This window comes from Cytobacillus firmus (assembly GCF_023612095.1).
GTDB lineage: Bacteria > Bacillota > Bacilli > Bacillales > Cytobacillaceae > Cytobacillus.
The window spans coordinates 3,274,717-3,300,757 of record NZ_CP086235.1; the positions used below are offsets into that span (position 1 = coordinate 3,274,717).

Annotated in this window: 25 protein-coding genes, 3 pseudogenes and 1 riboswitch; of the genes and pseudogenes, 15 read left to right on the plus strand and 13 right to left on the minus strand. The window is 41.2% G+C overall.

All coding sequences use genetic code 11. The features are described 5' to 3' along the window. The first annotated feature begins 73 nt into the window (after nt 1–73). From LLY41_RS16440 to LLY41_RS16470, 7 genes and pseudogenes are all read left to right on the plus strand, one after another. On the plus strand, nt 74–487 hold the full coding sequence (locus LLY41_RS16440) for a YkvA family protein (RefSeq protein ID WP_304585879.1): 414 nt from the start codon (nt 74–76) through the stop codon (nt 485–487). Nucleotides 488–565: 78 nt separating this feature from the next. After that, nucleotides 566–674: riboswitch (TPP riboswitch) on the plus strand. A 112-nt stretch (nt 675–786) separates the two neighbouring features. Beyond that, nucleotides 787–1,790: pseudogene (locus LLY41_RS16445) on the plus strand (ABC transporter substrate-binding protein). Between the two features lie 14 nt (nt 1,791–1,804). Further along, on the plus strand, nt 1,805–2,098 hold the full coding sequence (locus LLY41_RS16450; protein WP_095243986.1) for a thiamine-binding protein: 294 nt from the start codon (nt 1,805–1,807) through the stop codon (nt 2,096–2,098). Then, nucleotides 2,095–2,861 (plus strand): annotated as a pseudogene (locus tag LLY41_RS16455) (ABC transporter permease). The gene LLY41_RS16450 and the pseudogene LLY41_RS16455 overlap by 4 nt, the downstream one beginning before the upstream one ends. After that, complete coding sequence (locus tag LLY41_RS16460; RefSeq protein WP_304585880.1) at nt 2,858–3,592, plus strand: ABC transporter ATP-binding protein; 735 nt, start codon at nt 2,858–2,860, stop codon at nt 3,590–3,592. Before LLY41_RS16455 ends, LLY41_RS16460 begins: the two are co-directional and overlap by 4 nt. An 11-nt stretch (nt 3,593–3,603) precedes the next feature. Then, nucleotides 3,604–4,371, plus strand: coding sequence for a TatD family hydrolase (locus tag LLY41_RS16465; RefSeq protein ID WP_304585881.1), 768 nt, complete (start codon nt 3,604–3,606; stop codon nt 4,369–4,371). 147 nt (nt 4,372–4,518) lie between these two features. Next, the gene (locus LLY41_RS16470; protein WP_304585882.1) at nt 4,519–5,259 is read left to right on the plus strand and encodes a hypothetical protein; all 741 of its coding nucleotides are present in this window, start codon (nt 4,519–4,521) and stop codon (nt 5,257–5,259) included. 84 nt (nt 5,260–5,343) lie between these two features. Here the strand turns inward: LLY41_RS16470 and LLY41_RS16475 are convergent, their stop codons facing one another. Continuing rightward, nucleotides 5,344–6,462, minus strand: coding sequence for an RNA polymerase sigma factor (locus tag LLY41_RS16475; protein WP_304585883.1), 1,119 nt, complete (start codon nt 6,460–6,462; stop codon nt 5,344–5,346). 704 nt (nt 6,463–7,166) lie between these two features. Between LLY41_RS16475 and LLY41_RS16480 the strand changes: the two genes are divergently transcribed. After that, nucleotides 7,167–11,465: a S8 family peptidase gene (locus LLY41_RS16480; protein ID WP_304588049.1), complete on the plus strand. Its 4,299-nt coding sequence runs from the start codon at nt 7,167–7,169 to the stop codon at nt 11,463–11,465. A gap of 50 nt (nt 11,466–11,515) precedes the next feature. Here LLY41_RS16480 and abc-f read toward each other — a convergent pair whose 3' ends face one another. From abc-f to LLY41_RS16510, 6 genes and pseudogenes are all read right to left on the minus strand, one after another. Further along, nucleotides 11,516–12,883: a ribosomal protection-like ABC-F family protein gene (gene abc-f, locus LLY41_RS16485; RefSeq protein ID WP_304585884.1), complete on the minus strand. Its 1,368-nt coding sequence runs from the start codon at nt 12,881–12,883 to the stop codon at nt 11,516–11,518. Continuing rightward, nucleotides 12,880–13,278, minus strand: a complete 399-nt coding sequence (locus tag LLY41_RS16490) for an ATP-binding cassette domain-containing protein (protein WP_304585885.1) — start codon at nt 13,276–13,278, stop codon at nt 12,880–12,882. Before LLY41_RS16490 ends, abc-f begins: the two co-directional genes overlap by 4 nt. 336 nt (nt 13,279–13,614) lie before the next feature. Beyond that, nucleotides 13,615–13,815, minus strand: a complete 201-nt coding sequence (locus LLY41_RS16495) for a hypothetical protein (protein ID WP_076256872.1) — start codon at nt 13,813–13,815, stop codon at nt 13,615–13,617. Nucleotides 13,816–13,932: 117 nt separating this feature from the next. Next, entirely contained in the window at nt 13,933–14,055 is a 123-nt protein-coding gene (locus LLY41_RS16500; RefSeq protein ID WP_076256871.1) for a YjcZ family sporulation protein, read from the minus strand. Between the two features lie 45 nt (nt 14,056–14,100). Then, on the minus strand, nt 14,101–14,205 hold the full coding sequence (locus LLY41_RS16505; protein ID WP_076256869.1) for a YjcZ family sporulation protein: 105 nt from the start codon (nt 14,203–14,205) through the stop codon (nt 14,101–14,103). Between the two features lie 176 nt (nt 14,206–14,381). Further along, nucleotides 14,382–14,780 (minus strand): annotated as a pseudogene (locus tag LLY41_RS16510) (flotillin domain-containing protein); the annotation flags it as partial. 283 nt (nt 14,781–15,063) lie between these two features. Here LLY41_RS16510 and LLY41_RS16515 point away from each other — a divergent pair. Together LLY41_RS16515 and LLY41_RS16520 are read left to right on the plus strand one after the other, a co-directional pair. After that, nucleotides 15,064–15,366 carry a hypothetical protein gene (locus tag LLY41_RS16515; RefSeq protein ID WP_095243977.1) on the plus strand — a complete coding sequence of 101 codons (303 nt, stop codon included), beginning with the start codon at nt 15,064–15,066 and terminating at the stop codon, nt 15,364–15,366. An 82-nt stretch (nt 15,367–15,448) separates the two neighbouring features. After that, the gene (locus LLY41_RS16520; protein ID WP_304585886.1) at nt 15,449–16,255 is read left to right on the plus strand and encodes a glycerophosphodiester phosphodiesterase; all 807 of its coding nucleotides are present in this window, start codon (nt 15,449–15,451) and stop codon (nt 16,253–16,255) included. A gap of 41 nt (nt 16,256–16,296) precedes the next feature. Here LLY41_RS16520 and LLY41_RS16525 read toward each other — a convergent pair whose 3' ends face one another. Together LLY41_RS16525 and LLY41_RS16530 are read right to left on the minus strand one after the other, a co-directional pair. Beyond that, nucleotides 16,297–17,757 (minus strand): UDP-N-acetylmuramoyl-L-alanyl-D-glutamate--2,6-diaminopimelate ligase, encoded by a 1,461-nt coding sequence (locus LLY41_RS16525; protein ID WP_304585887.1) that lies wholly within the window; start codon nt 17,755–17,757, stop codon nt 16,297–16,299. 224 nt (nt 17,758–17,981) lie between these two features. Further along, nucleotides 17,982–18,722 carry a protein-glutamine gamma-glutamyltransferase gene (locus LLY41_RS16530; RefSeq protein ID WP_095243974.1) on the minus strand — a complete coding sequence of 247 codons (741 nt, stop codon included), beginning with the start codon at nt 18,720–18,722 and terminating at the stop codon, nt 17,982–17,984. Nucleotides 18,723–18,949: 227 nt separating this feature from the next. Between LLY41_RS16530 and LLY41_RS16535 the strand changes: the two genes are divergently transcribed. The 3 genes from LLY41_RS16535 (at nt 18,950) to LLY41_RS16545 (ending at nt 20,960) form a co-directional block, all read left to right on the plus strand. Next, entirely contained in the window at nt 18,950–20,386 is a 1,437-nt protein-coding gene (locus tag LLY41_RS16535) for a carbon starvation CstA family protein (protein WP_304585888.1), read from the plus strand. Between the two features lie 170 nt (nt 20,387–20,556). Continuing rightward, on the plus strand, nt 20,557–20,679 hold the full coding sequence (locus tag LLY41_RS16540; protein WP_095243972.1) for a 3-methyladenine DNA glycosylase: 123 nt from the start codon (nt 20,557–20,559) through the stop codon (nt 20,677–20,679). Between the two features lie 14 nt (nt 20,680–20,693). Continuing rightward, complete coding sequence (locus tag LLY41_RS16545; RefSeq protein ID WP_076256854.1) at nt 20,694–20,960, plus strand: hypothetical protein; 267 nt, start codon at nt 20,694–20,696, stop codon at nt 20,958–20,960. A 76-nt stretch (nt 20,961–21,036) separates the two neighbouring features. Here LLY41_RS16545 and LLY41_RS16550 read toward each other — a convergent pair whose 3' ends face one another. After that, complete coding sequence (locus tag LLY41_RS16550) at nt 21,037–21,606, minus strand: HAD-IA family hydrolase (protein WP_095243971.1); 570 nt, start codon at nt 21,604–21,606, stop codon at nt 21,037–21,039. Between the two features lie 191 nt (nt 21,607–21,797). Here LLY41_RS16550 and LLY41_RS16555 point away from each other — a divergent pair, with 191 nt between their 5' ends. Beyond that, nucleotides 21,798–22,031, plus strand: a complete 234-nt coding sequence (locus tag LLY41_RS16555) for a helix-turn-helix transcriptional regulator (protein ID WP_095243970.1) — start codon at nt 21,798–21,800, stop codon at nt 22,029–22,031. A gap of 155 nt (nt 22,032–22,186) precedes the next feature. After that, complete coding sequence (locus LLY41_RS16560; protein WP_095243969.1) at nt 22,187–22,519, plus strand: hypothetical protein; 333 nt, start codon at nt 22,187–22,189, stop codon at nt 22,517–22,519. 458 nt (nt 22,520–22,977) lie between these two features. Here the strand turns inward: LLY41_RS16560 and LLY41_RS16565 are convergent, their stop codons facing one another. From LLY41_RS16565 to LLY41_RS16575, 3 genes are read right to left on the minus strand one after another with little or no spacing between them, the layout of a single operon-like run. Beyond that, nucleotides 22,978–23,706, minus strand: coding sequence for an exonuclease domain-containing protein (locus tag LLY41_RS16565; protein WP_095243968.1), 729 nt, complete (start codon nt 23,704–23,706; stop codon nt 22,978–22,980). Continuing rightward, nucleotides 23,706–24,686: a DUF294 nucleotidyltransferase-like domain-containing protein gene (locus LLY41_RS16570; RefSeq protein WP_304585889.1), complete on the minus strand. Its 981-nt coding sequence runs from the start codon at nt 24,684–24,686 to the stop codon at nt 23,706–23,708. The genes LLY41_RS16565 and LLY41_RS16570 overlap by 1 nt, the downstream gene beginning before the upstream one ends. Before the next feature lie 34 nt (nt 24,687–24,720). Beyond that, on the minus strand, nt 24,721–25,989 hold the full coding sequence (locus tag LLY41_RS16575; protein WP_304585890.1) for an ammonium transporter: 1,269 nt from the start codon (nt 25,987–25,989) through the stop codon (nt 24,721–24,723). Nucleotides 25,990–26,041: the final 52 nt, after the last annotated feature.

The following is a 26,041-nucleotide window of genomic DNA, read 5'->3' on the forward strand; positions in this document are numbered from 1 at the left end:
TATGTCATGTCAGGTATGCGGTAAATAATAGATTATAACTGTTTTACGAATTATCAATATAGGAGTGATGGCTATGCCTGACATAGAAACGAAAGAGTATAAGGACGGCTATAAAAAATTTTCTTCCAGGGCAAAACGTTATGCGGAGGATCCTGAAAAAACAAAAGGTCTGCTTAACAAGGCTACACTTAAAGCTGAGAAAAACAAATCTTCGTTAAGTGATATATGGGAAAAGTTTCAGCTGCTGATCGATTTAGTTAAGGCATGGTCAAAAGGCGATTACCGGCATATCTCCAAAAAATCAATTATCTTTATTATTGCATCCATCCTATACTTTGTCTCTCCTATCGACCTGGTTCCAGACTTTTTAATTGGAATGGGTATTCTTGATGATGCAGCAGTACTTGGTTTTGCCGTCAGCCAGATTACAGGTGAACTTGAGAAATTCAAAACCTGGAAAGAAAGCCGGACTATTGAAATGAAATAACTTTCAAATGGTGTCCATTTTGATATTGTCTGCTATAATAAATCAAGGAAAGTATTCATGCCTTTTAAAATTAAATAGCAAGAAATGTAGGGGAACCGGTGTGCCGGTTGAGACTTCATCCTTAAGATGCTGACCCTTTGAACCTGATCTGGCTAATACCGGCGTAGGGAACATATTCTTAAACATATTAAAATGTTTTTTATATGCGTCCCGGTTTTATGCCGGGGCGTTTTTTATTTTTTCAGGGCAGACTAATATCAACTTTCCTTATTACATAAAAGCTTCTGGGGGGTTTCTCTATGAAAAAATGTTTAGCAGCTATTTCTGCGCTGCTGCTGCTAACCGGCTGTGCCGGCAGCGGTCAGAATGCTGAAACTGGAAATGAAGATGCAGGCAGCAAACAAGAATTGAAAGAAGTTACTGTCGTATTGGATTGGACACCCAATACCAATCATACCGGCTTATATGCCGCAAAAGAAAAAGGCTATTTTAAAGAAGAAGGGCTCGATGTCGAAATTATCATGCCAGGCGAAGCAGGTGCAGATCAATTGACGGCATCAGGCAAGGCTGATTTCGGTGTCAGCTATCAGGAAAGCATTACAGAAGCCCGTGTACAGGGTGTGCCGCTGGTATCAATAGCGGCTGTCATTCAGCACAATACTTCCGGTTTTGCATCCCCTGTCGAAAAAAACATTAAATCACCGAAAGACTTTGAAGGAAAAACGTATGGCGGGTGGGGAGCTCCTTTAGAAAAATCAGTAATTGACTCCCTAATGAAAAAGGAAAATGCCGATGCTGATAAAGTGTCAATTGTGAACATGGGAGATGCAGACTTTTTTACGGCGGTTAAAAGAGATATAGACTTCGCATGGATTTATTACGGATGGACAGGTGTAGAAGCTGAGCTTCGGGGGAAAAGATTAATATGGTCTACCTCACAGACTACTCAGAAAAACTGGATTACTACACGCCTGTTCTCGCTACCAGTGAAAAAATGATTGAAGATGATCCGGAAACTGTCAAAGCATTTGTAAATGCTGCAGCTAAAGGATATGAATTTGCAATCGACAAGCCGGGCGAAGCAGCTGATATTCTGTTAAAGAATGCTCCAGACCTGGATAGCGAATTGGTCAAAAAGAGTCAGGAGTGGCTATCCCCGCGCTATCAGGACGATGCTCCCAGATGGGGAGAACAAAAGCTTGAGGTCTGGGAAAACTATGCAGACTGGATGCATGAAAATGGTCTTTTAGATAAAGAATTAGATGCCGGCAAAGCATTTACAAATGACTTCCTGCCGGAATAAGGAGAGTTTATGAAATGGCAAACGCACTTGTAAGCATTCAAATCATACCAAAAACAAAAGATGGGGAAAGTGTTATTCCTTACGTTGATGAAGCAATCAGTATCATTCAGCAATCCGGCGTTAAGTACGAAGTGCATCCCCTCGAAACAACGATGGAAGGCGATTTAGAACATTTACTGAAAATCATTGCTGACATGAACAGAAAAATGATTGAAATAGGAAGCAGCAATGTAATCTCACAGGTTAAGATACTCTATCAGCCCGATGGTATTGAAATGAGTGATTTAACGGAGAAGTACCGTCCATGATCAATGTGCTAAGGAAAGGATGGAGGCCGGCTGCGGTTCTCCTCCTTTTATTCATTTTTGGGAGCTGGCGGTAAATCTGGCAGGAGTCCCTGCATGGCTCCTGCCTCCACCAACAGATATCATTCAGGAGGCGGTTTTGGGCTGGGATGGCTTCCGCCCGCATCTTCAATCGACAGTCCAGCTTTCCCTTTGGGGATTTGCGATTGGCACTGCAATCGGATTGCTTACAGCTGTAATACTGCACTTATTACCTTTTATTAGGGAGTCTGTTTACCCTCTCCTCATCCTTTCACAGAATGTGCCAATAATTGTTCTGGCTCCTCTGCTGGTTGTCTGGTTTGGATTTGGCCTTCTTCCAAAGCTTATTGTCATTACGCTGGTATGCTTCTTCCCCATTACTGTTGCAGCATTGGATGGTTTTCGGCAGACTCCGGGAGAACTCAGGCATTATATGCTGATGGCAGGGGCCGGCAAAGGACAGCTTTTTTGGAAGCTTGAGCTTCCCCATTCCCTTCCATCTTTATTCTCCGGGCTAAAGATCTCTGCAACCTATAGTGTGATGGGTGCTGTAATATCTGAATGGCTCGGAGCTAAAGCCGGAATAGGGGTTTATATGACTCTAGCCTCTTCTTCATTTCGGACAGACCGTGTTTTTGTAGCCATACTTGCAATTATGCTGTTAAGTTTGCTGCTTTTTGGAGGAATATTACTGGCAGAACGTTTGCTTATTAAATGGAAGTCCAGGGAGAGTGACGGGAAATGATACAATTAGCGGTTAATTCTCTAACGAAAAGTTTCGATTCAAATCCGGTTTTAAGCAATTTGAGTTTTCAAGTAAATGAAGGAGAGTTTGTTTCGATTTTAGGTCCATCAGGCAGCGGAAAGAGCACCATCTTTAACCTGATTGGCGGGATTCTCCTGCCTGATGAAGGGTCCATAACTCTTGGGAATGTTGAGATCACCGGCAAACGCGGTTCAATCAGCTATATGCCCCAGACACCTTCCCTGTTGCCATGGAGAACCATCCTTCAGAATGTACTGCTTGGCCAGGAAATTATGGGGACAGCGGATCCGGAAGCAGCCAGAAAAATGCTTCAAAAAGCGGGACTCGGTGACTATGAAAATGCATTTCCGCATGAATTATCAGGAGGCATGAAGCAAAGGGCCGCCTTTATCCGGGCACTATTAAGCCCGCAGCCAATCATACTGCTGGATGAACCTTTTTCAGCTTTGGATGAGCTTACCCGTCTTGATATGCAGAAATGGCTTCTCGATATTTGGAATGAACATAAGCCGACGATTCTGTTTGTCACTCACAATATCGAAGAAGCCATTTACCTCTCTGATCGAATATTAATACTCGGCAGCAAGCCTGCTAAAGTGGTTCAGGAATATAAAGTGCCTTTTGGGCGGCCGCGAATGGAGGAAATTTTCCTGGATGAAAATTTCCTTGAATGCAAAAGAAGCATTCATCATGCGCTGAAAAATCATTAGGAGGCAGCAGCATGGATAATTATATTGATGCCCATATTCATCTGGATAAGTACAGCGATATTGATTTAGAAAAAATGTTTCATGAAATGCCGTTTAAGCTTTCACTTGTTACAGTTTCAAGCGATTTAAACTCCTGCAAAAGAAACCTTGCTCTTGCAGAAATCTATCCCTTTGTTAAACCTGCCTTTGGTTTTCACCCTGAACAGGTTCTGCCCAATGATCATGATATTTCAGAGCTTTTCAGCTGGATAAAGATTCACACAGAGCAGATGGCTGCTGTTGGTGAGGTTGGCCTTCCATACTATTTAAGACCTAAGGGGAGCAAGGTTCCAGGCGGATATATTGAACTTCTTGAAGAATTCATAAAGCTTGCTAAAAAACAGGATAAGCCCATTGTCCTCCATGCAATTTATGATGATGCACAGATTGTGTGCAATTTATTGGAAAAGCATTCAATTAAAAAGGCTCATTTCCACTGGTTTAAAGGTGACACTGCAGCAGCAAGCAGGCTGATTTCCAATGGGTATTACATATCCTTTACTCCAGATATCGTGTATGAAAAAGAAATACAGGTTCTCGTACGGGATTACCCGCTGGATAAGTTGATGGCAGAAACAGACGGCCCATGGGAATTCGAGGGCCCTTTTAAAAACAAACCTACCCACCCTTCCATGATGGCCCATTCTATCAGTGCCCTTGCTGAACTAAAAGAAATATCTTTCAGCAGCGCCCTTAAGATGCTTTATGATAATACAAAAAGCTTCTATAATATTGATTAATCTGCCTTAAAAAGGCTTTTACCATAAGGCAGTTTTTTTATTTAGATTAGATAAAATATACTAGATAAATATAATCACATCGCACCATTCCTAATTATGGAAATATAGGTTAATCTTATATTGGACAATACTTTTAGGAGGTATGTGATGAAAAAGTATATTTTCTTATTCTTGACTATTTTACTAGTTTTCTCAGGCAATGTTTCTGCACAGCCCAAAAGTAATTCGGCAGGTTTGACTGAGAAAGATTTCATGAAATCCGTGTTAAAATCTAATGAGTTTAAGGAATTCAAAGCTTCTATATTAAAAGATGCCTCCACCCAGCCAAAAGCTCTTATTGATGAAAAAGGAAAACAATATGGCTGGACAGTGCAATATGAAATTGAATACAACGAAAAAAACATTTCCTTAGATGAAAAAGCTCTTGTAAATTTCTCATCCCTTCTATCATTCTCCTTTGAGTCCGGGAAGGGATTAAAAGTGTGGCTGGTTGATTACAGCAGGCTTATTGAGGAACAGGCTTTTTACGTAAAAGACTTGAAGTCTGAAAAGGAGACAAAAATAGATATATCCAAAAACCGCACCTTTACTGATTATTTAACAGAAGTAGAATTGAAAAAAACACAGCTGATTAAAGAAGCGGCCAAAAGCAAAACAGTTTCTTCCGATAAAGCCACAGCATCCGCCCAGCTATGCTACTACTGTACAAAGTATGAATGGCGCGGCGGATATCCCTGCTCATCCGCTAACACTGAGTCTGAAGCTTCAGTATCATTCCAGCTTGAAGAAAACGGGCTGAATCCGGATTCTGTGGTCATTGAATGCTATGTTCCCCGCCATAAGGTGTGCGTTGACGGAGAATGGAGAACCTATTGCCCTATACAATGAAAAGAACGGCTAAGCGAATCGCTTAGCCGTTTTTGTTATCCTTTCGTGCCTGATGCGATATTCGAACCCCTTACAGGAGTCAAATTAAGGAGTGTTCTGAATGCTTTGTGCGATTGCCTCTAAAGACTCGATAAATATGGCACCTTCTCCGGCAGGAACTGAATAAATTTCTTCACTGTCAATTAGCTTAAAGTAAACTTCGCCTTGCTCGTTCCAGACTTTCATCTTTACCGGTTCTTTTCCCTTTAAATTAAATTGGATATCATAGATTGGTTTGGCATCAATGACTGCCTCTGAAGGGATTGCCGAATTTATCGCATTTCTTGCCGTTTTTTCCCACTTTGGATCTTTTACTGTCGCGGTTTCAGCCGTATACTTTCCATCGGCAGAGAAGGATTTCTCGGTTTCTGATATAGCAATAGTGGTTTGGCTTATAAAGCTGTTTCCAAGCATCTCTGAACTGCTGCTGCCTCTTGTCATAGAATCCTCAGAAAAAATAATGAAAGCGAACATAACACAAGCAGCCATTACAGCGGCAGCAGATAAAAATCTCGGGAAAATAGCTTTCTTTCTTTTAGGTTTTTCCTCTATGCTCCTCAATATTTTTTGCAGACTCTCCTGCTTTTGCTTTTGAGACCGCGGAATACGTCCCAATTCTCGAAAGGAATTATCGGATCCGAATGAGCTCTTCATGGATTTCCCCCTTTTCTGCAATTCTTTTTTTAGTGCTGCGAGTGCCCTGGATGTGGTGATTTTCACTTTATTTTCGGACCAATTCAAGATTTCAGCCGTTTCCCTTATGGAAAACTCCTTTATTTTTCTCAAAATCAGCACTTCTTGGTAGCTCAACTTCAAATGGCGGATTGCTTCATATAAGAGTGTCACTTTTTCACCCTTAATCATTATCTCTGTAGGAGTATCTTCATCTGATTGGAGCTGGAATTTTTCTATTGAGAAAAATTTGAATCTGCTTTTTTTGCGCAAATAATCAATGGCTACATTTCTTGATATCCTGACAAGCCACGTAAAAATCTGGGACTCCCCATTAAATTGATTCATATATTTGTAGGCTTTGATAAAGGTGTCCTGTGTCAGATCTTCCGCCACTTCTTTATCATTTACGAGAAGAAATATGTATCCATAAATTCGATCGCTGTACTCGCTGTATATATCTTCAAACACTTCTGCCGATATTCTCTCCATTGTGGCGCCCCCTCGCATATTATTAGACGAATAAGAATAAGAAAAGAAACACTTTTGCATTGTTTATGTAAAATATTTAAATCTTCTATAAAGCAATCCTTAATATCAAATCCTGTTCGTTTATCCTATATCTCAAAATAATCTGGTTCTTTAGCATTAAATTTGAAGAAATCCTGAGAAAGCGCCTTTTGAACTGTAACTTTTTTCAATCCATTTTATCAGTGGACAAATGAATAAAGTTTCACTCCAGACTACCCAACTTTGAATCTCATTCTTGATATTTCGGGTCATAAGGTTCTTTCATGCCCCTAACCCTTTTTAATCATTTTATCATTCTGGAAAAATACCGCCTCCCTCCTTTTCCTTATTTTTCCCAAGATAAATTTAAGTAAATGGAAAAGTGGTACTTTTAATCTATAAATAACCATAAAAAGTTCATTCTTTAAGCCTGTAACCCTGAGTGAACTATGTAACCTTGTAGCTATTTTAATAACACCATTGCAAAATACTTTGTTTTTCGACAATCTCCTGCCTTTAATTTAGCTAAAGTACAAGGTAGCGGAAGGGTTTTCCATTTTTGGAAAGTACCCATAGGAGGTGGTTGAGTTCTTCATTGCTAACTAGCACTTTAATATGAATTAACAAAACAAGGAGGGAATTTTTTGAAGAGAAAAAGGAAAACAATTAATCGCATTCTTTATGTAATGCTGACAGCTTTTCTGATTTTGCCGCTGATGTTCCCAAGTATGGGATCGGCAGAAAGCAAAAGCTCTCCGCATACTTCAGTTAAGAAAGCTGCACCTCAGACTGCAAAAAGCAAAATAAACAGCTCACTGCTTAAACAATTTGATAAAGAAGATAAAGTAACATTTCTAATAAAGTTCAAAGAACAGGTTGATGCTCCAGCAGCGGCCAAAAAGGCTGAAAAAGCGGCTGCATCACAAAAACTGACAGCCTCTAAATCAAAATACATGAAACGCTCTGCAGTCCTATCCTCACTAAGATCTACAGCTATTGAAACTCAAGGCCATGTCGCTGATTTTCTTCAAAAACAGGAAAAAGACGGCAAGGCAAAAGATGTTCAATCCTTCTACATTGTCAATGCAATTGCAGTAACAGCTACAAAAGACGTTATGGAGCAAATCGCAGTATTCCCTGAAGTAGAAAAGATTCTTCCAAATGAAACAAGACAGCTTCATAAACCTGTTAAAGAGGCCGAAAAATCTCTTAAAACACAAGCAGAAACCAGCTCGATCGAATGGAACATCGACCGCGTCGGAGCTCCTGCTGTATGGGAAATGGGAATTGACGGATCCGGTACAGTCGTTGCATCCATTGATACAGGTGTTCAGTGGAACCACCCGGCATTGAAAGAAAAGTACCGGGGCTATAACCCTGCACAGCCTGATTCTCCAGTACATGAATTCAGCTGGTTTGATGCCACTGCAGGCCAGACAGTTCCTTACGATGATCAAGGTCACGGAACCCACGTAACCGGAACTATGGTTGGTGCCGAGCCGAATGGAGGCAATCAGATCGGTGTTGCTCCTGGTGCGAAATGGATCGCAGTAAAAGCCTTTACTGCAAACGGCGGAACAGATGTAGACCTTCTTGAAGCCGGTGAATGGATCCTGGCTCCAAAGGATGCTGAAGGAAATCCGCATCCTGAAAAAGCGCCTGATGTTGTCAATAATTCTTGGGGCGGCGGACCTGGACTGGATGAATGGTATCGTCCAATGGTGCAGGCATGGCGTGCAGCTGAAATTTTCCCGGAATTCTCTGCAGGAAACACTACTTTGTTTAATCCAGGCGGACCTGGTTCGGTTGCAACACCAGCAAACTACCCGGAATCATTTGCTACTGGTGCGACTGATATTAACAATGGCTTAGCAAGCTTTTCACTGCAAGGGCCATCTCCATATCAGGAAGTTAAGCCTGATGTATCTGCACCAGGAGTTAACATACGTTCCTCAGTTCCCGGAAGCGGATATGAAGGCGGCTGGAACGGAACCTCCATGGCTGGCCCGCATGTTTCTGCGGTTGCCGCGCTGCTCCGCCAGGTTGACTCAAGTCTGACTGTTGAAGAGATGGAGGAAATCCTGCTGACCACCTCAACTTCTTTGACAAATGGTACTTATCCTGAGACACCAAATAATGGTTTTGGATACGGGCTCGTAAATGCCTTCGATGCGGTATCTTCCGTACTGACCGGCCTTGGAAAGATTAAAGGCCAGGTTGCAAAAGAAGGAGATGACTCCGAGGCTCCTGAAGCCAATCATGAAGCACCTCAGGAAACATATGCAGGAATGGATCTGGCACTTGAATTGACAGCATCAGATAATGTAAGCGTCACAAGAGTGGATCTTGAATACTTAAAAGCTGACGGCAGCTGGGCCGCTATTGAGGCCGAAAGAACAGCCGGCAACTATAAAGATGGTACTTACCAGGCAGTTATTCCTGGAGAAAACATAGCAGAACCTTCTGTAACTTACAAATGGAAGATCAATGACTTTGGCGGTAATTTAACTGAAACCGACTCCTATGAAGTGGCAGTAAGACCAGGAATCAGCATTGGCTATTCTCAGGACTTTGAATCACAGCCGGCCGGCTGGACTTCATATGGACCGGAAAACAGCTGGGAGTGGGGAGTTCCATCTTCAGGCCCTGGCAATGCAGCATCCGGGGAAAAAGTATATGCAACTAAACTTGACGGGAACTATGCAAATAGAGCAAACATGAATCTCCAGATGCCTCCTATTGACCTGCCTGAAGGAAATGCCTACCTTCAATTTAAGCAATGGCACGAGCTTGAAAACCGTTATGATTATGGTCACGTTTTTGTATCAACCGATATGGAAAACTGGGAACAGGCTCTTCGCGTAAACGGCAATACAACAGACTGGGTTAATGCAGAAGTAGACTTAAGTGCATACGCAGGACAGAGGATTTATGTAGCTTTCAATGTGACTACAGATGGCTCTGTTCAAAAGCAAGGCTGGTATATTGATGATGTAAGGTTATCTGATACTCCAGTTGAACCTGCAGGCAAAGCACAGCTTGGCATCAGCAAGGATAAACCTTCTACAGAATTAAAGAAGGAAAAGGTAAATCCTGATAAAATTGTTCCTAAAAAGGATGCACCAGCAAAAGATGATGGGAAACAGCAGCAGCCTGCACCTGTTCTTCTTCCGCTTACTGCCGAAGTAAGTGTGCTGGAATCAGGCAGGTCCGTATTTACTAATCCGCAAAACGGATCTTTTGAAATGACACATGCTTCAGGTGATTTCACTGTAAAAGCGGAAGCTTACGGATATCGTTCTCAAACACAGAATGTAAATATTCCGCAGGATGGAGAAGCGACTGCTAACTTTGTCCTTGAAGAAATACCTAAAGGCACTGTTACTGGGGTAGTGACAAATGAAGCAACCGGCGAGCCTGTTGCAAATACTACGCTTCTTTTAATAGAAGATGCGGCAGTACAGCCGGTCACAACCGATGCAAATGGTGAATATACACTCACAGCTTACGAAGGCACTTACACTTTAAAAGCAATGGCACCTTCCTACTACAGCAAGGAGCAGAGCATCACGATCGATGGCGGCTCAACTCTTGAGCAAAATGTAGAGCTAAAGCCATTTATCGGATATCCGGGTGAAATTGGATATGATGATGGTACAGCTGAAAATGCACGTGCATTCTATGATGCCGGCAATGGCTGGGCAGTTAAGATGTCCCTTGCATCCGGCCATGACAGCGCAATGGTTACCGGCGGATTATTCCGCTTCTGGGATACCAGCTGGCCAACTCCGGGCGGTACAGACTTCAAAGTTGAAGTATACGATGCAAGCGGACCGGATGGAGCTCCTGGCAAAAAACTTGCAGGGCCATTTGAAGCAACAGCATTAAGAAACGGTGAATGGACACATGTAGATCTTAGTGAAGAAGGAATCGTTGCAAATGGCGATTTCTATCTGGTATATATCCAATCAGCACCAAATCCTAATGCACCTGGTCTTGGTACAGATGAGGATGGAGAGAATGCAGGACGCAGCTGGCAGCTTGTAGGCGGCGCATGGTCACCATCACCTGAAGATGAAGGAAACTATATGATCCGCGCGACTGTAAACTATGAAGTTACAGCACCTGTCATTACTTCTCCAGCGGATGGAACATTTACGAACCAGGGCAAAGTTACTATTGAAGGTAATTCGGCTCCTACAACTACTGTGAAAGTATTTAATAATGGAGAAGAGGTCGCATCGGCTGAGAGTACAGACGAAGGCACTTTCTCAGCAGAAGTTTCACTCGATGAAGGGGAAAACACTCTTACGGCCAAAGCATCAACAGAGTCAGGAACTACCGATGCCTCTGAACCTGTAAAAGTGATATATGATAAAACAAAGCCTGAACTGTCCATAACAAGCCCTGCAGATAAATCCAAAACAAACAAAGAAACAGTCACTGTTAAAGGAACCGTTTCCGATGATAACCTTGATTGGGTAAAAGTAAACGGCCAGACAGCTAAGGTTACAGACGGTGAATACTCTCTTCGCATCCTTCTGGATGAAGGTGAAAACACCATTACGGTAACAGCACAGGATAAAGCAAAGAACAGTGAAGAAAAAACAATCACAGTCGATGCTAAATATACCGCTCCAGCCGTAGAAAATCTTCTTCCTGCAGAAGACAAGGAGCTTAAAAAAGGCGAATCGGTAAAAATCGAATTTGATAGTGAACCAGGGTTAAAAGCGACGTTTGTCATCAGAATGCCTTTAACAAATGCTGGCGGACAGCTGAATAACGCTACTGAGCTTCCAATGATGGAAACTTCCCCTGGCCATTATGTCGGCTACTATACTGCCACTTCAAATGTAAAAGCACCTGGTGCCGAAATTGAAGTGAAAGTGAAAGATGACTACGGCAATGAAACCCGCAAGACAGCAGACGGCAAATTGTGGATTAATGCAAAAAAGAAGAATAATAACAGCTCTAAAAAGAAGTAAAATTAGATGTAAAGGCAGGCCCATTTTTTTAGGGGCCTGCCTTTTTGCACTTATTGATTTAATAATGTTCTTTTTTCATCTAATAAGCCATTAAACTCCTTATCCAATTGGGCATATTTGCTGTCACCCGGAACAAGCAGACTGAGTTCTCCAAGTATCGCACTTATGCGGTTATCAATAATCATAAGTTGCTCTTTTATGGAATCATGCTCTTTTTTCTGCTTGCATCTTCTGGATTTCATACGATATTCCTTCAGATTCATTTCAAATCTGGTTATTTTATTTTCTTCAAATACAAGCAATCTTGTGCTTAACTTTTCCAAAAAGTATAAATCATGCGAAATAATGATGAGTGTTCCTGAAAATTCCTTGAGCGTTTTTTCAAATTGCTCCCTGCTCGGCAAATCCAAGTGATTGGTCGGTTCGTCTAATATTAGGACGTCATATTCCTTTAAAAGCATGTCTGTTAGCTTTACCCTGATTCGCTCCCCCATGCTCAGCTGGCCAATCGGCTGCTTTAACTTCGCATCTTGCATACCCAGATTTGCTAATAGAGTCCTTGCCTTGTATATCTGCTCCCGTTCACTGAGATCAAGTGCTTCAAGGACGTTTTCGGTTAACGGTAAATCATTCATATCCTGGTTTAAATAGGCAATCTTTAGAGTGCTGCTAATCCAAAGTTCCCCATCAGAAGGGGATATCTCTTCCAGCAGCATACGGATTAAAGTGGTCTTGCCAGTCCCGTTGGATCCAAGAATCCCAATTTTTTCGCCATGCTTTATATAAAACTGGCTATCCTTGAAAAGAGTCCGGTCTCCAAAGCTTTTTGAGAGGTTTTTAGCTTCAATGATCCTCTTCCCTCTCTTGCCCGACGAATCAAATTGAAAGTGCACTTTTGCCTCTTCTTCCGGCTTTTCAATTTTATTTTTATCCAGTTCCTGCTGAAGCCTTTTCATTTTTGACTTAACCTGCTGATCCTTCTTTTTGGCTTTCACTCTGTTATATTCTTTAAATCCTATCTGCCTATTCTCAGAAGGACTTCCGCCTTTAGTTGATTCCCTGTGAGCTTTTTCAGACCATTTTTTTAAATTGGCCATCTGATTTTCGATCCGATCGATCTCTCTTTGCTGAACATTAAATTGATGAAGCTGATCATCATAATTTTTCTGCTTTTGCTCCCGGTAGGCTGTATAATTTCCGTCATACATGTTTAAAGTGCCTTCTTGCAGCTCAAAAATCCTTCCGACAGCCTGATCGAGGAAGTGACGGTCATGGGAAATGATCATGACAGGACCGCAGAATTGGCCAATCTCCCCAATAAGCCACTCGATTCCCTGTAAATCCAAATGATTGGTGGGTTCATCCAAAATCAGCATATCCGGTTTTGATGACCAAACCTTAGCTAAGGATAGCTTCAACCTTTCTCCCCGCTTAAAGAATCAAGCCTTTCCGGTTTCCATTCATGGAGTTTTGGGAGTCCTAATTTGCTTGCCTGATGCAGAATTTCTTCCTCAGGGCTTTGATCAGGACCAGGTATATCACTGACTGAATAATCTGCTGACTGGTGAAGATAACCGATTTTATATGGCTCCTTCATCCGCTCAATTGTGCCTTTATCCGCCTGAATACTGCCGAATAAAATACTGGCCAATGTCGTCTTACCTGTGCCATTTAAGCCAACAAGACCGATGCGATCCTGCTGATAAATATCGAAATCCAATTTAGAAAACACCGTTTTATCTCCGAATGACTTTTGAAGATCCCTGGCCATGATAACCGGTATATTGTGATTGCTGATTTTATTTGCACACATAAAAAAACCTCCCCATACCCGGAGAGGACTGTGCACCCATTATTGTAAATGGTGCAAATACATAAAAAACGCGCGCCTAAATAAGATTCGATCTGCTTACAGACAAATAAGCAGACATCAATTCCGATAAGGGATGACTAAAAAAGGGCACACTAATCCTATGTTCTCCGGGTTAAACTTTTTAAATATAAAAAGATACCAGAAAAAATAAGATTATAACTTCATGCCCCTAAATCATCCTTTCAACCTGTTTGATTGTAGTATATAAGCTTCTGGCTTTTATTGTCAATAGGCTCATGTTCAGCAATCGAATACATGACCTGCCCTGAATACCCCTTAATCAATTCGGATATGCTTATTGGTAAGCTCCTTGAGCATATTTAATATGGTAGCTCTTTCCTCCAGATTAAAACCGCTTACCCACTCGGAAACAAGCTTATATTCATTTTGATGCATTTCCCGCTGAAGTCCGCCCTCCAATATGGAGTAAATTTCCCTCATAGTGTTTTCCCGATCCTGTGTTTTAAGTTCATCCATTTTGCAAACCTCCCTATTTCTTTTATGCTGCTTCTTTTCCCCATTTGGCATCTTTGGAAACACTGTTATGTATGCATACAAAAGAAAAGCAGGTTCCCTGCTTTTCTTTTGTATCTATTACCACTTAAAACAAGAAGCACCTACGATGATCAATAGGATGAATAGAACCACAATTAGCGCAAAGCCCCCGCCATATCCAGCACCACCGTATCCGCAGCCGCCATATCCGTAGCCATACATTATAAAATCCCCTCCCTTGCCAATTAAATCTGTCTGCATATTTTATTAGTAGAATCCACCGTAACCCCAAGAAGCACCGATAATAATCAGTAAAATAAACAATACAACTAAAAGGGCGAAACCGCCGCCGTATCCGCAACCGTCTGACATAGTCAATTACCTCCTTTGTTTGATTCAATATATCCTATTCAATTCACCCAGATTGTGCGATAGACGAATACACAGTTTTCTTCATAAAAAAGAAGCCTTCGGTGTGAAGGCTTCTAATTATTGTTGATATAAAGGCATTTTGAGGTTATCTCCCCCGATAAAAATAGGCAATTTCATTATTTCTTATGAGCGAGAGTGGCCTGGATATCTTTAGCGGGCTGGATGGGTTCTTTTTCTTTGATTTCCTCAGTCAGCTGCTCCAAGCTTTGGCGGACGTTTCCTTTGCCTGAAAAGTTTTGGAGAAGCTCTTTCACGTCTATACCGGATGAAGCTTTCAGGCTTTCCTGCATCGTGGACATCAGGTTGGTGGCATAGCCGGTTACTTTATTGGCACCGCCATTAGAGCTGTCACTCCCTGTATCAACCACTGTAATCTTATCAATATTCGATAACGGGCTTGCAAGCTGTTTCGCATATTCCGGAAGCATGTTAATGACCATATCCATCATAGCCGCCTGGCCATACTGTTCAAATGCCTCGGCGATTTTTCTCTTTGCCTCTGCTTCTGCCAGACCACCCTATCCATTTTTATAGTCAGGCTATCAATCCCGTGCCTCCTTCCTTTTTACTATTAAAGCTTAATTTATATACGGACAAAGGCCAGAAAATGTTTCATTTTTCTTAATTTTCCCAATTAACACTGCTGCTTCTTCTGCTTGTCTAACTTTCACCCAATTATAGTCATTTTCATTACTATTCCTGCATACCATATTTGAGGATTTAAAATCCTATTTAGGATTAAATGGTGAAAAATGGTGGAATAAACCTATATATCTGGTTAGCGGAGGGATAGGAATCATGACAAGATCTGAATTGCATATGGAGAAGCCCAAGAGCAAGTTTATGCTGGTGTCAATTGTCCTATTGGGATGTTTAGCTGCTGCCTTTACAGCTTTATATTTTTATTCTCAAAGTCTCATTACTATTGAAGCCCCCAAAAAAGAGCTGGGTGAGAAAATTATCATTCAGCTTCCTTCCGGAAAGAGTGTATTTACATATGAAAACCTTATTGTTGAAGAAGAAGGAAAACTATTTTATAAAGGAGAAAGAAATACCCTGGATTTGACTGGCGGTACAATTGTTTATGAGGATTGGAAATGAACAGGGATCAAAACCCGGTAATCCACTGCAGTTGACAAAATGTTTTCACATCCTTTAAGATGAGCAAAAATGGCGAGGAGAAATGACTTTGAAGGTAATGAAAAATGTTTTTTTTACAGCTTTAGCTACAGTTATTTCATTTTTCGGCATTAAGAAAATAGCAAATAATGCACATAAGATAAAAAGAATTGGCCATCGGGGAGTTGCCGGCTACTGCCCGGAAAATACTTTTCCCTCATATGACCGTGCAATCGAAATGGGAGCAGATTATCTGGAAATTGATGTGCAATTAAGCAAGGATGGAAGGCTGGTGGTGATTCACGATTCCCTTGTAGACCGCACAACCGACCATAAAGGAAAAGTCTCTGACTTCACCTTTGATGAACTCAGAAAAATGGATGCCGGCAGCTGGTTTTCTACAAAATTCAGCGGTGCCTGTATCCCTTCATTTGAAGAGGTCTTGGACAAATATGCGGATCGTGTCGGTCTTTTAATTGAGTTAAAAAAACCATCCCTATATCCGGGCATTGAAAAGATGATCGCCGAGGAACTAAAGAAAAGAAAGCTTGATTCAAAAGATCAAGACCATATTATTGTGCAGTCATTTGAAACAGCTTCAATGAGATTATTTCATGAACTGATGCCGGAAATCCCTGTCGCCATCTTAATCAACTATCCTCCTGACAAAATGGAGATTAAAAACATTGCCGAATATGCAAGCTACCTGAATCCTAAGTGGACAGTGGTTAATAAGCGTGTGATCGATCTAATTCATGCGAATGGCTTGAAAGCAATTGCCTGGACTGTGCGTTCAAAGAAAGAAGCAGATAAATTAAAGCATTATCCACTGGATGGAATTGTAGCTGATTATTTAGACCTTATTGAATAGACAAAAAGGGTGCAGTCCGAGTCATGGTCTGCACCCTTTTTTTATAAGACTGCCTGTTTACTTCCAGTTTTCAGCAGCTTTAAGGTTTCCAAATCATTATCTGCCGGTAAAGCAAATGACTGTTGATAAGCTTCAGGTCCCTTTCCTGTAATAAAGATCCAGTCATTCTTTTTTGCTTCAGCCCAAGCTTTCCGGATAGCCAAAGTCCGGTCGGGGATCACTTCACCCTTACCGTCTCCATATTCTTTATTTAGAGAAATTAATTGGCTTAACATTTTATTTTCACACTCATCGTTGAGGTCATCAGTGGTCAAATAATATTTATGGCAGTATTTTGCCGAAACTTTAATCATATCCACACGTTTTGATTGATCTCTTCCGCCCCTGAATCCATAAATTTGAAAGATTCTTTCAGCCCCCTGCTGCTTCGCTGTGTCCAGGCAATATTCAAATGCATCCACTGTATGAGCATAATCCACTACAAATTTAGCTCCTGATGGATGAATAATCATTTCAAAACGGCCAGGTATACCGGGAAATGAAGCCAAAGCATTAATCATATCTTCCGGGTCTATCCCCAAATCAATACCTGTCAAAAAAGCCATTGCTGCATTATAAACATTATGGTCACCCGGAAGAGGAAATTCAATTTCAAACGATTTCCCTCTCACCTCGAGAATAAAAACAGTCTTTCCATTTATAGCAGTGTCTTTTATTGAACAGCACTTCTGATCACCCAGCATAATCAAAGGAATCTTTTCATTTTGCAGAACCTCTGCCATTTTTTCTCCCCATGAATTATAAAGATTGACGACTCCTTTACCGTCCTCTTTTAACAAGGTGAAAATCTTCTTTTTATCATTAAAATACTGATCCATACTATCATGATAATCCAGATGGTCATGAGCCAGATTAGTAAATAGCGCGTAGTCTAATTCCAGACCTTCAGTTCTTGACTGTTCCAGCGCATGAGAAGAAATCTCCATAACGACAAACTCATCATGGCTTTTACTCAGCATTTTTTGAATCTGCAGGGCATCCGGTGTCGTGTTGCAGGTCTTATATTCCTTGTTATTTATAATGTTTGATACAGTACCCAAGAGGGAGCAGGTCCTGCCTGCAGTCTCCAGTATATGCTTTAAAATATAGGCAGTGGTTGTTTTCCCATTAGTTCCTGTAATACCTATTATTTTATGCTTTCTTGAAGGGCGATCATAGAAGCAGTTCGCCAGTTTCCCCAAACTGGTTCTGCTATCCGTTACTTTTATGTAAGGCACATTTAACTCAATTGCGTCCTCACCCACTACGGCAGCCGCACCATTTTCAACAGCTTGTCCAATGAAGTCATGTCCATCTGCCTGAAAACCTTTAATTGCAACAAAAAGGCTTCCTTTCCCCACTTTGCGTGAATCCATTTCAATCCCTGTAATATCAGGATCGGCTGTAAGCACATCCATCTCCCCGCTATCCTTTAGGCAATTAATAACCTGGGATAATTTCATATTTCTGTCTCCTTTAATGTTTAAACATCAAGTAATTTGGTGTATATATCTATAATCGTTATCTTTTGTTTTCCCACATTCACAGGAAATATGCCTTCTTAAGGATAGAAATATCAGGGTAGAAAGAAAATCATCTAAATATACTAGAATTGAGGATAAATCTGGGTGAATGGCTTCTTAAAAATAAGCGATTCACCCTATTGAAATGTCAGCTTACTTGCGTTTCACACTATAGATAAAGGCCGCTTGGCAAACTGGGATAGATACTTCACGTTCAATCGGCTATGCTGTGAAATGAGATAAGCATCCCTTGTAGCACCTGGCTTTCTAAGCGTGTTAAGAGCTCTTATCATCCCTGCTTCGCTTTCCATGCCTACTCCATGCCCAAAGAACATGCCCCCGCCCAAATAAACGGAATTCTCACCTGTCCAAACAGGATGATCATAATCAGGATTGTAAAAATAAACTACATCACCAGGTATGAAATTCCGTCCTCTTTTTGTAACAATCGACAGGTCATGATCATAATTCCAATCCCATACTAGAAGTCCCTGAAATAGTGTATTGAAGCGGCTGACAGAAATGGAATCCAATACAGCTTTATAAAAAATCAGCACAATGGCTGTTGTACATTCAAAAGCATATTCCCGGCTGTTCGTGAACACATCCATGATTGCATCGGACGGTAAAACAGTTGGATCAAGCAGGTAACCATATTTTGTCCTTCTCCATATGCGCGGATTGAAGCGTGATGTATTAAAGGGTGCAAACTCCACACGGCTACCATGAAGCTGCCTGGCTGCTTTGATGATATTCTCCCTCAAAAGAATATCAAATAGCAGTTCATGCATTGAATCGTATTGATGTGTCTCGGGACTGCCGTCAAGCGCCAGATAAATTTCACGCTGAACTCCAAAAAAACTGGAAGCCCCCGGTTTATTCTGATTATTCGAAAGGATAATCATTGTCTTCCCCCTTCAAATGAACTTATAGTAGCTTATGGTTTCATTTGCACGAGGGTTCCTTCATTATTTGACTTCCTTCACTTTATCCAATCCAAATTATTATTATCGGAAAATATCTTTTTTTCTGAAATAAGCTTGCTTTTTATTCCAGTTTCCTTGTACAATATTCAACATATTCTTAAGTTTCAGATTATACTTATAATTTTTTACAACAGGAGGATTTTTTCATGGCGACTTTTCTGGGTTCGATTGTTTTGCTGATTGCAGGTTATGTCTTTTATTCCAAGATTGTAGAGCGAATATTTGGTATAAATGACAGCAGCCCTACACCTGCTTATACGGAAAAAGACGGAATGGACTTTGTTCCGATGAGCTGGTGGAAAGGCAGCTTGATTCAGCTGTTGAATATCGCTGGGCTAGGTCCCATTTTTGGTGCAATTATGGGTGCATTATACGGGCCAGCAGCTTTTATCTGGATTGTTGCCGGCTCTATTTTTGCCGGGGCGGTTCATGATTATTTTTCAGGGATGCTTTCTCTCAGGCATAAAGGGGAGCAATTTCCAAGCATTGTCGGAAGATATTTAGGAAAACCGGCCAAAACGTTCATTAATATATTTTCAATTCTCTTAATGGTTCTAGTTGCCGCTGCATTTACTGCCGGTCCGGCCCAGCTGATTTCGAGCATAACTCCATTAAGTTTTATGGCATCATTGCTCATTATTTTTGCTTACTTTATCCTTGCAGCTGTTTTGCCTGTAAACAGGATAATCGGAAAGATTTATCCTCTATTTGGAGCAATATTAATTTTTATGGCAGTATCCATTGCAGTTGCATTGCTTTTCAGTGAAAAATCCATACCGAATGTGACACTGTCTAATCTTCATCCAGGTGAACTTCCAATCTGGCCTCTACTGATGGTCACCATTTCATGCGGAGCGATCTCAGGTTTTCATTCAACACAAAGTCCGATTGTCTCACGCACATTAAAAAAGGAAAGTGACGGAAGAAAGGTTTTCTATGGTGCCATGATTGGTGAAGGAATTATTGCCTTAATCTGGGCAGCAGCGGGCATGACCCTTTTCGGCGGAACTGGAGGTCTTCAAGATGCATTAGCGGCTGGTGGTCCAGCGGGAGTGGTTAATGAAATTTCCGGCAGCCTCCTTGGTACGTTTGGAGGCATCCTTGCTATACTGGGTGTAATCATCCTGCCGATTACAACCGGAGATACCGCCCTTCGTTCTTCAAGAATGATGCTGGCAGAATCACTTTCATCTTTAATAAAAATGGATGGGAAATGGAAGGCTGTCATCACCACCTTACCTGTGGCTCTTCCTACTTTATATCTGGCAACTATCGATTACTCATTCCTTTGGAGATATGTCGGATGGACAAACCAGGTTACAGCAGCGGTCATGCTTTGGACAGCCACTATGTATCTTTTGAAAAATAACAAATTCCATTGGATTAGCGGTGTTCCTGCATTGTTTATGACTGGAGTAGTATCCACCTATATCTTCTATGCCCCTGAAGGCTTTCAAATGGATTATCAGCTATCAATGATGATCGGATCAGTCATAACACTCTTAATTACCGGCTGGTATGTTTATCAAATCCTTAAGTATAAGCAGCTGCGCAAGAATAACTCCAGCCTAAAAGCTGCCTAAAGCGTTAAAAAATGCACCTCACACAAGAAGTGAAGGTGCATTTTTTTATGGGCTTACAGAGCATCTTCTCCTCTTTCGGATTAAACAGTTAAACTCTTGAAATCCGTCATTTAGGTTTTGCTACACTGCCAGAGGGTAATGAATACTAACAGTTAAAGGAGGGTTTAACTATGGCGGATCATAGCAATTCAGAAAAAAACAATTCGATAGAACAAGAAAAAAAGGAAGAAAACAATAGAGATATCGAACCTCAAAGAGAGCCTGAAAAACCTCAGGAAGAAAACCGGAAATAAGGAGGATGACCCATATGGCGGACAAAAACATTCAGGATGGAAAGATGGATAACCCCGAACAATATAAAACCGAAAAAGAAAGTTTATTTGACAAGTATGAAAGTGAAAAGAATGTTGATCCTATTCCAATGGAAGACTTAAAACAGGAGAAGGAAGAAGAAAAAAACGGATCAAAAATAAAGAGCAGTTCATCAACAGAGGAAAAGTACAAAGCAGACTTTGAAACAATAAAAAAGAAAAAGCTGTTTGGCGATAAATATGACGATGGAACAAGAACATAATAAAGGAAGAAAATTCACCAAAAACACTGGATATGTAAAATAAAACTCCTGGCATCCAAAAGTGCCAGGAGTTTTTCTAATATGGCTTTATTGCCATATTAAAATCTCTATATTGGGTCAGATAGTAATCTGCTCCCGGGGTTTTATTCTGAAAAAGGCAGGTTTTAATTCCAAGTTTCTTTGCCGGCAGAATATCTATTTCCCTGTCCCCAATTGCTAAATCAACCTTATGCTTCTGATGCAGGAATTCATAAGAAGCTGTGTGGGGCTTGCGCGGATAGCCGTCGTCACCTGCTACCATATCGGCAAAATACCCATCTAATTTATGGAAAGTTAATATCGAAAGAACATCTTCTCTTTCCTTGTGAGTCATGATCACATTCTTATCAGCCTGCTTTAATACCTGCTCCACCTCAGGAAAAGGCTTTAAATCACTAGGACGCAGCTGTCTCGCCCTCATCCTGATTGTTTTTATTTGTTCGTTATTTAACTTAAAATGTTGAAAAGCATCACTAAAAGAAACCTTTAGCTGACAAAAAATCTCTTCATCGGAAACCTTTTTATCATTCATAACCTCTCTCACGATCGCTGTGTAAGCTGGATATGTATCAAATAAAGTACCATCAAAATCCCAAAGTATATTCAACAGGCAAAGCTCCTTTCTATTTTCTTTTTATCCTCATATTTAGTTATTATACCTCCAGCCAATCTATTAAACTGCTTTTCCATTGTTATTAAATTACTTTGACAAACCTATACTACAATGCTAATTTTATAGCTATAAGACAAAAAACATAGCCCTGGAAAAATGGGTGAATTGTTAAAGGATGAATAAGAATGAACAAAGAAATAATTAAAGTAATCAGAAAGAGCTATAACATGACACAGCGTGATTTCGCAAGAGTTGTCAGCTGCAGCTTCTCTTTAATAGCTCTGGTTGAGGTGGGCAAGAGAAGAGTAACAGCTGATCTGGAAAACAAGATCAAAATTGCTTTTGACCTCGATGACCAGCAGATGCAGTCACTTGCTTCTCTTGTTTCGGAAATCAGCAAAGCCCCCCCTTTCATGTAAACAAAGGCGGCCGTTTTAAAACCTTCTATTTTAAAGATAATATCGACCACAAAGCAGCAGCCCGCCATTAAAATAGGCATTTGCCGTGTCTCTCCGCCCATTTATGCATAGATTATAAGGAGTTAGAGGATTTTTGCATAAAAGGAGAGTGCCCAATGTATCCATATGGCTATTATCAAGGTTATCTTCCTCAGCCAGCAGCCCACTTCACCCCTGAATATGAAATTCAGCAGTTCGAACAATATGATACTGACAGACAGCCACAGCAACTCGAAAGAAGGGTTACTGCTTTAGAAAGACAAAATCAGGATCAATCCAGAGAGATTACCCGCCTTAACAGGCAGCTGGTCAATTTGACTGACCAGGTCAGGATGCTTAATCAGACCGTTGACCGTCATACACGAAGGTTGAATCGGCTTAACCAAAGACTTAGAGCAGTTGAGAATAGACTTAACATTCCTTTTACTCCATTTGACGGGGAATTCTAAGGGAGAATTTTGTGCTTTTTGCCCTGGGATTTAGGATACCAAATTTGCCCCAATCTTATCGTGATTGGGGCATTGATTTTGATTAAATGGAAGGGTTTTTATGACGGCCAGGACCGGGGTTCGGACTCAAACTTCCTTAACAATCAGGTTTTTGTCTGAAGTTGTTCCAGGTTCAGACTCAAACTGGCTTAACAATCATGTTTCTGTCTGAAGTTGCTCCTGGTTCGGACTCAAACTAGCTTAACAATCATGTTTCTGTCTGAAGTTGTTCCAGGTTCAGACTCAAACTGGCTTAACAATCATGTTTCTGTCTGAAGTTGCTCCTGGTTCGGACTCAAACTTCCTTAACAATCAGGTTTTTGTCTGAAGTTTCTCCAGGTTCAACTGGCTTAACCACATGATTTCTGTCCGAAGTTGCCTCAGCTTGCTTAATCTTCACCATCCAAAGCTGCCTTTTGTCAGCTTAACCTGGCCAGGCGCTCGTAAACTTCTTTTAAGTTTGAGCACCCTGATTTATGAACTTCCTCGATTAGGCGACACCACAGGAGAGCTGTCAGTTTTGCATCTCCCAGAGCATGATGGCGACCCTTAACAGGGATGCCATAAAATTCACAAAGGTCTTCTAATTTTCTTAATGGTTTATTAGGGTCAGCTATTCTATAAAGGAAGGAAGTATCTAAAATCCTATGCTTAAATGGCGTGTGGAAAAGCTTCCAGCTGCTATACTGCATAAAGCTTTTCTCATGGTTCGCATGATGGGCCACCAGCGGCATTTCCTTAACAAACTCAAGGAAGCTAATCAATACCCCTGAGAGGGGCGGAGCTTTTTCTAAATCAGACTCATATAAACCTGTCAGCTCCTTTATTTCACTTGGAAGAGACTTATCAAAGTGAACAAGTGAATAAAAACAGTCTTCACTGACTTTACCGCTAATTGTTTTAACAGCACCAATCGAAATAATTTGATCCCCTTTATCAGGATAAAATCCAGTTGTCTCAATATCAAAGACAACCACATCTAAATTTCCTAAGGGGATAGCCTTTAAATCTGCATTCTCCAGCTCCCTCTGCATTTGTCTAATAAATGCTATATGCTGCGGATTCTGACCATTTATTCCACCTAACATGTTAGTCTGAAGTTTACCCTGAATACCTCTGACAAATTGGACAAAAGGATGGAACCTCATCAACCTGCACCCTTTTGAATGGTCCTTACCACAAACTGATGAAGTTTTTTGGCATCCTTTAAAATATCTCTCAGTTCATTTCGCTCTGATATTGATAAGGTTTTAAGCTGAATGTAGTGAGTATCATCATAGGTATCTGTTTGCCTGTATGACTGAAGCCTCCATTTTAACAAAGCAGCAAAATTATTTCGATATTTCCCCATTCCCTCATATTCATTTATTTTCATAACTTTATTGATTCGGGCAATAGTAGATGTGGCCTGAATTCCTTCTTTCACAGCAAGGATTCTAACAGCATTTACATAAGGTATAAATGCAGAGTATTTGAGATCCAGCTCCCCTTGATGGCTTCCCTTCTCCTCTGTCAGAAGCTGGCCAAATGGACCTACCGACTTTTTCATATGCATGGTGGTCTCCATCATTCTGGTCAGCAGATGTGGGCTTTTTTGAATGTTCACGGTAATAAAAGACTTCAATTCAGCTATATACTTTTCCTCGCCTGCCAGCACTCTGCTGTCATAAAAAATGTGGAGATTCCTTATCGTCTGCAGACTCTCCTCCTGTATCCATGCATGGATTTGTTCATTCCATTCAGAGAATGATTTGCACCATAGCGGATTAGAACTCATCACATTCCCTTCGCAATATGGATATCCAACTGCCTGCAGACCTTTTGAAATTTCCTCCCCCAGCTCTAAAAAATACACTTCCGCTTCATCAGCCCCCGGTTCAAACACCAATCCATGGTCCTGGTCACTCAGAAAGCCCTGCTCCCTTCTCCCCGAGCTGCCCATTGTGAACCATGCAAATTTCCATGAGGATGCTCTTTCAATTTTAATTCTCTCCAAAGCTATGCGAAAAACTTCTTTCATGATAGAATCGTGAAAATCATTCAGAGCGCTGGGATCTGAGCGGTATCTTAAAATCTGTTCATCTTTCCATTTTTTCAGGGATTGATAAGAATTAAATGATGATTCCATCCAAGCACTCCCTTTAATAAAGCTCAATTCTTGCTTACGAGCTTATCTTTTTGTTTTCATCAGCCATGAAGACTTCAGGATAACCATAGCTACCATGTTCACTTAAATCCAACCCCATAATTTCTTCTTCCTCTGTTACCCGAAGTCCTCTCAATACCTTCCCGGCAACTGCCAAAATAATGAAGGATACAGCAAAAGCATAAAGGCCGGAAGCTGCGACACCCATTAACTGAACTCCCAGCTGTTCGAAGCCTCCCCCATAGAACAACCCAGGTTTACCGACTGATGCTAACTCAGGTGTGGTAAAGAATCCAGTTGATAATGTTCCCCATACCCCGGCAGCACCATGAACAGATAGAGCAAAGATCGGATCATCGATTTTTCTCTTTTCAAAGAAACGCACACTGTAGAATACAAGGATTCCTGATACAAACCCTATGACAACAGCCGCCCATGTATCAACAAAAGCACAGGAAGCTGTAATGGCCACCAGACCTGCCAGAGCGCCATTAAGCATTGTCGGCACATCGGATTTTCCCATAACCACCCATGAAATAAACAGGGCGGCAACTGCACCTGCTCCGGCAGCAAGATTTGTATTAAGAGCGACAAATCCAAAGAAACCATCTTCTACAGTCAATGTGCTGCCGGCGTTAAACCCGAACCAGCCAACCCACAGGATCAGCACACCCAGGGCTGTATATACCTGGTTATGGCCATAGATATTGTTGGCCGAACCGTCTTGGTTAAACTTTCCAATTCGAGGCTTAAGCAAGATAGTAGCAGCCAAGGCTGCCATAGCACCTGTTAAGTGAACAACTGTTGAGCCAGCAAAGTCCTGTTTGCCGTGTTCAGCAAGCCAGCCGCCTCCCCAGACCCAATGTGCAATGACAGGATAAACAATAGCGCAAAATAATACGGTGAAAATGAGGTAAACGGATAGTTTTGCACGTTCAGCAAATCCGCCTAGTGCAATCGTAATGGAAATACCGGCAAATGCCAGCTGAAATACGAAGAATACAGAAGAAGATAAGCTCATCCCCTCAAGCTCTGCACCTGAGTAAAAAAAACTTGAAAGACCAACCAGAAAATTTGCATGGTCGCCAAATATGAAACCAAAGCCCAGGGCCCAGAACACCAATGATGATAAACCAAAGGTAAAAATCGTTTTACCTGCAATATGCCCTGCATTTTTCATCCTGGTCGAACCGGCTTCGAGCATAATGAAACCGCCTAGCATAAAAATGACTAAAATTGCTCCAAGCATCACCCAAAGACTATTCATTAAAAATGTGGCATCCAATTGTAATTCCTCCCTATAATTGTTGGTGTAAGAACTAACACATAACCCATGT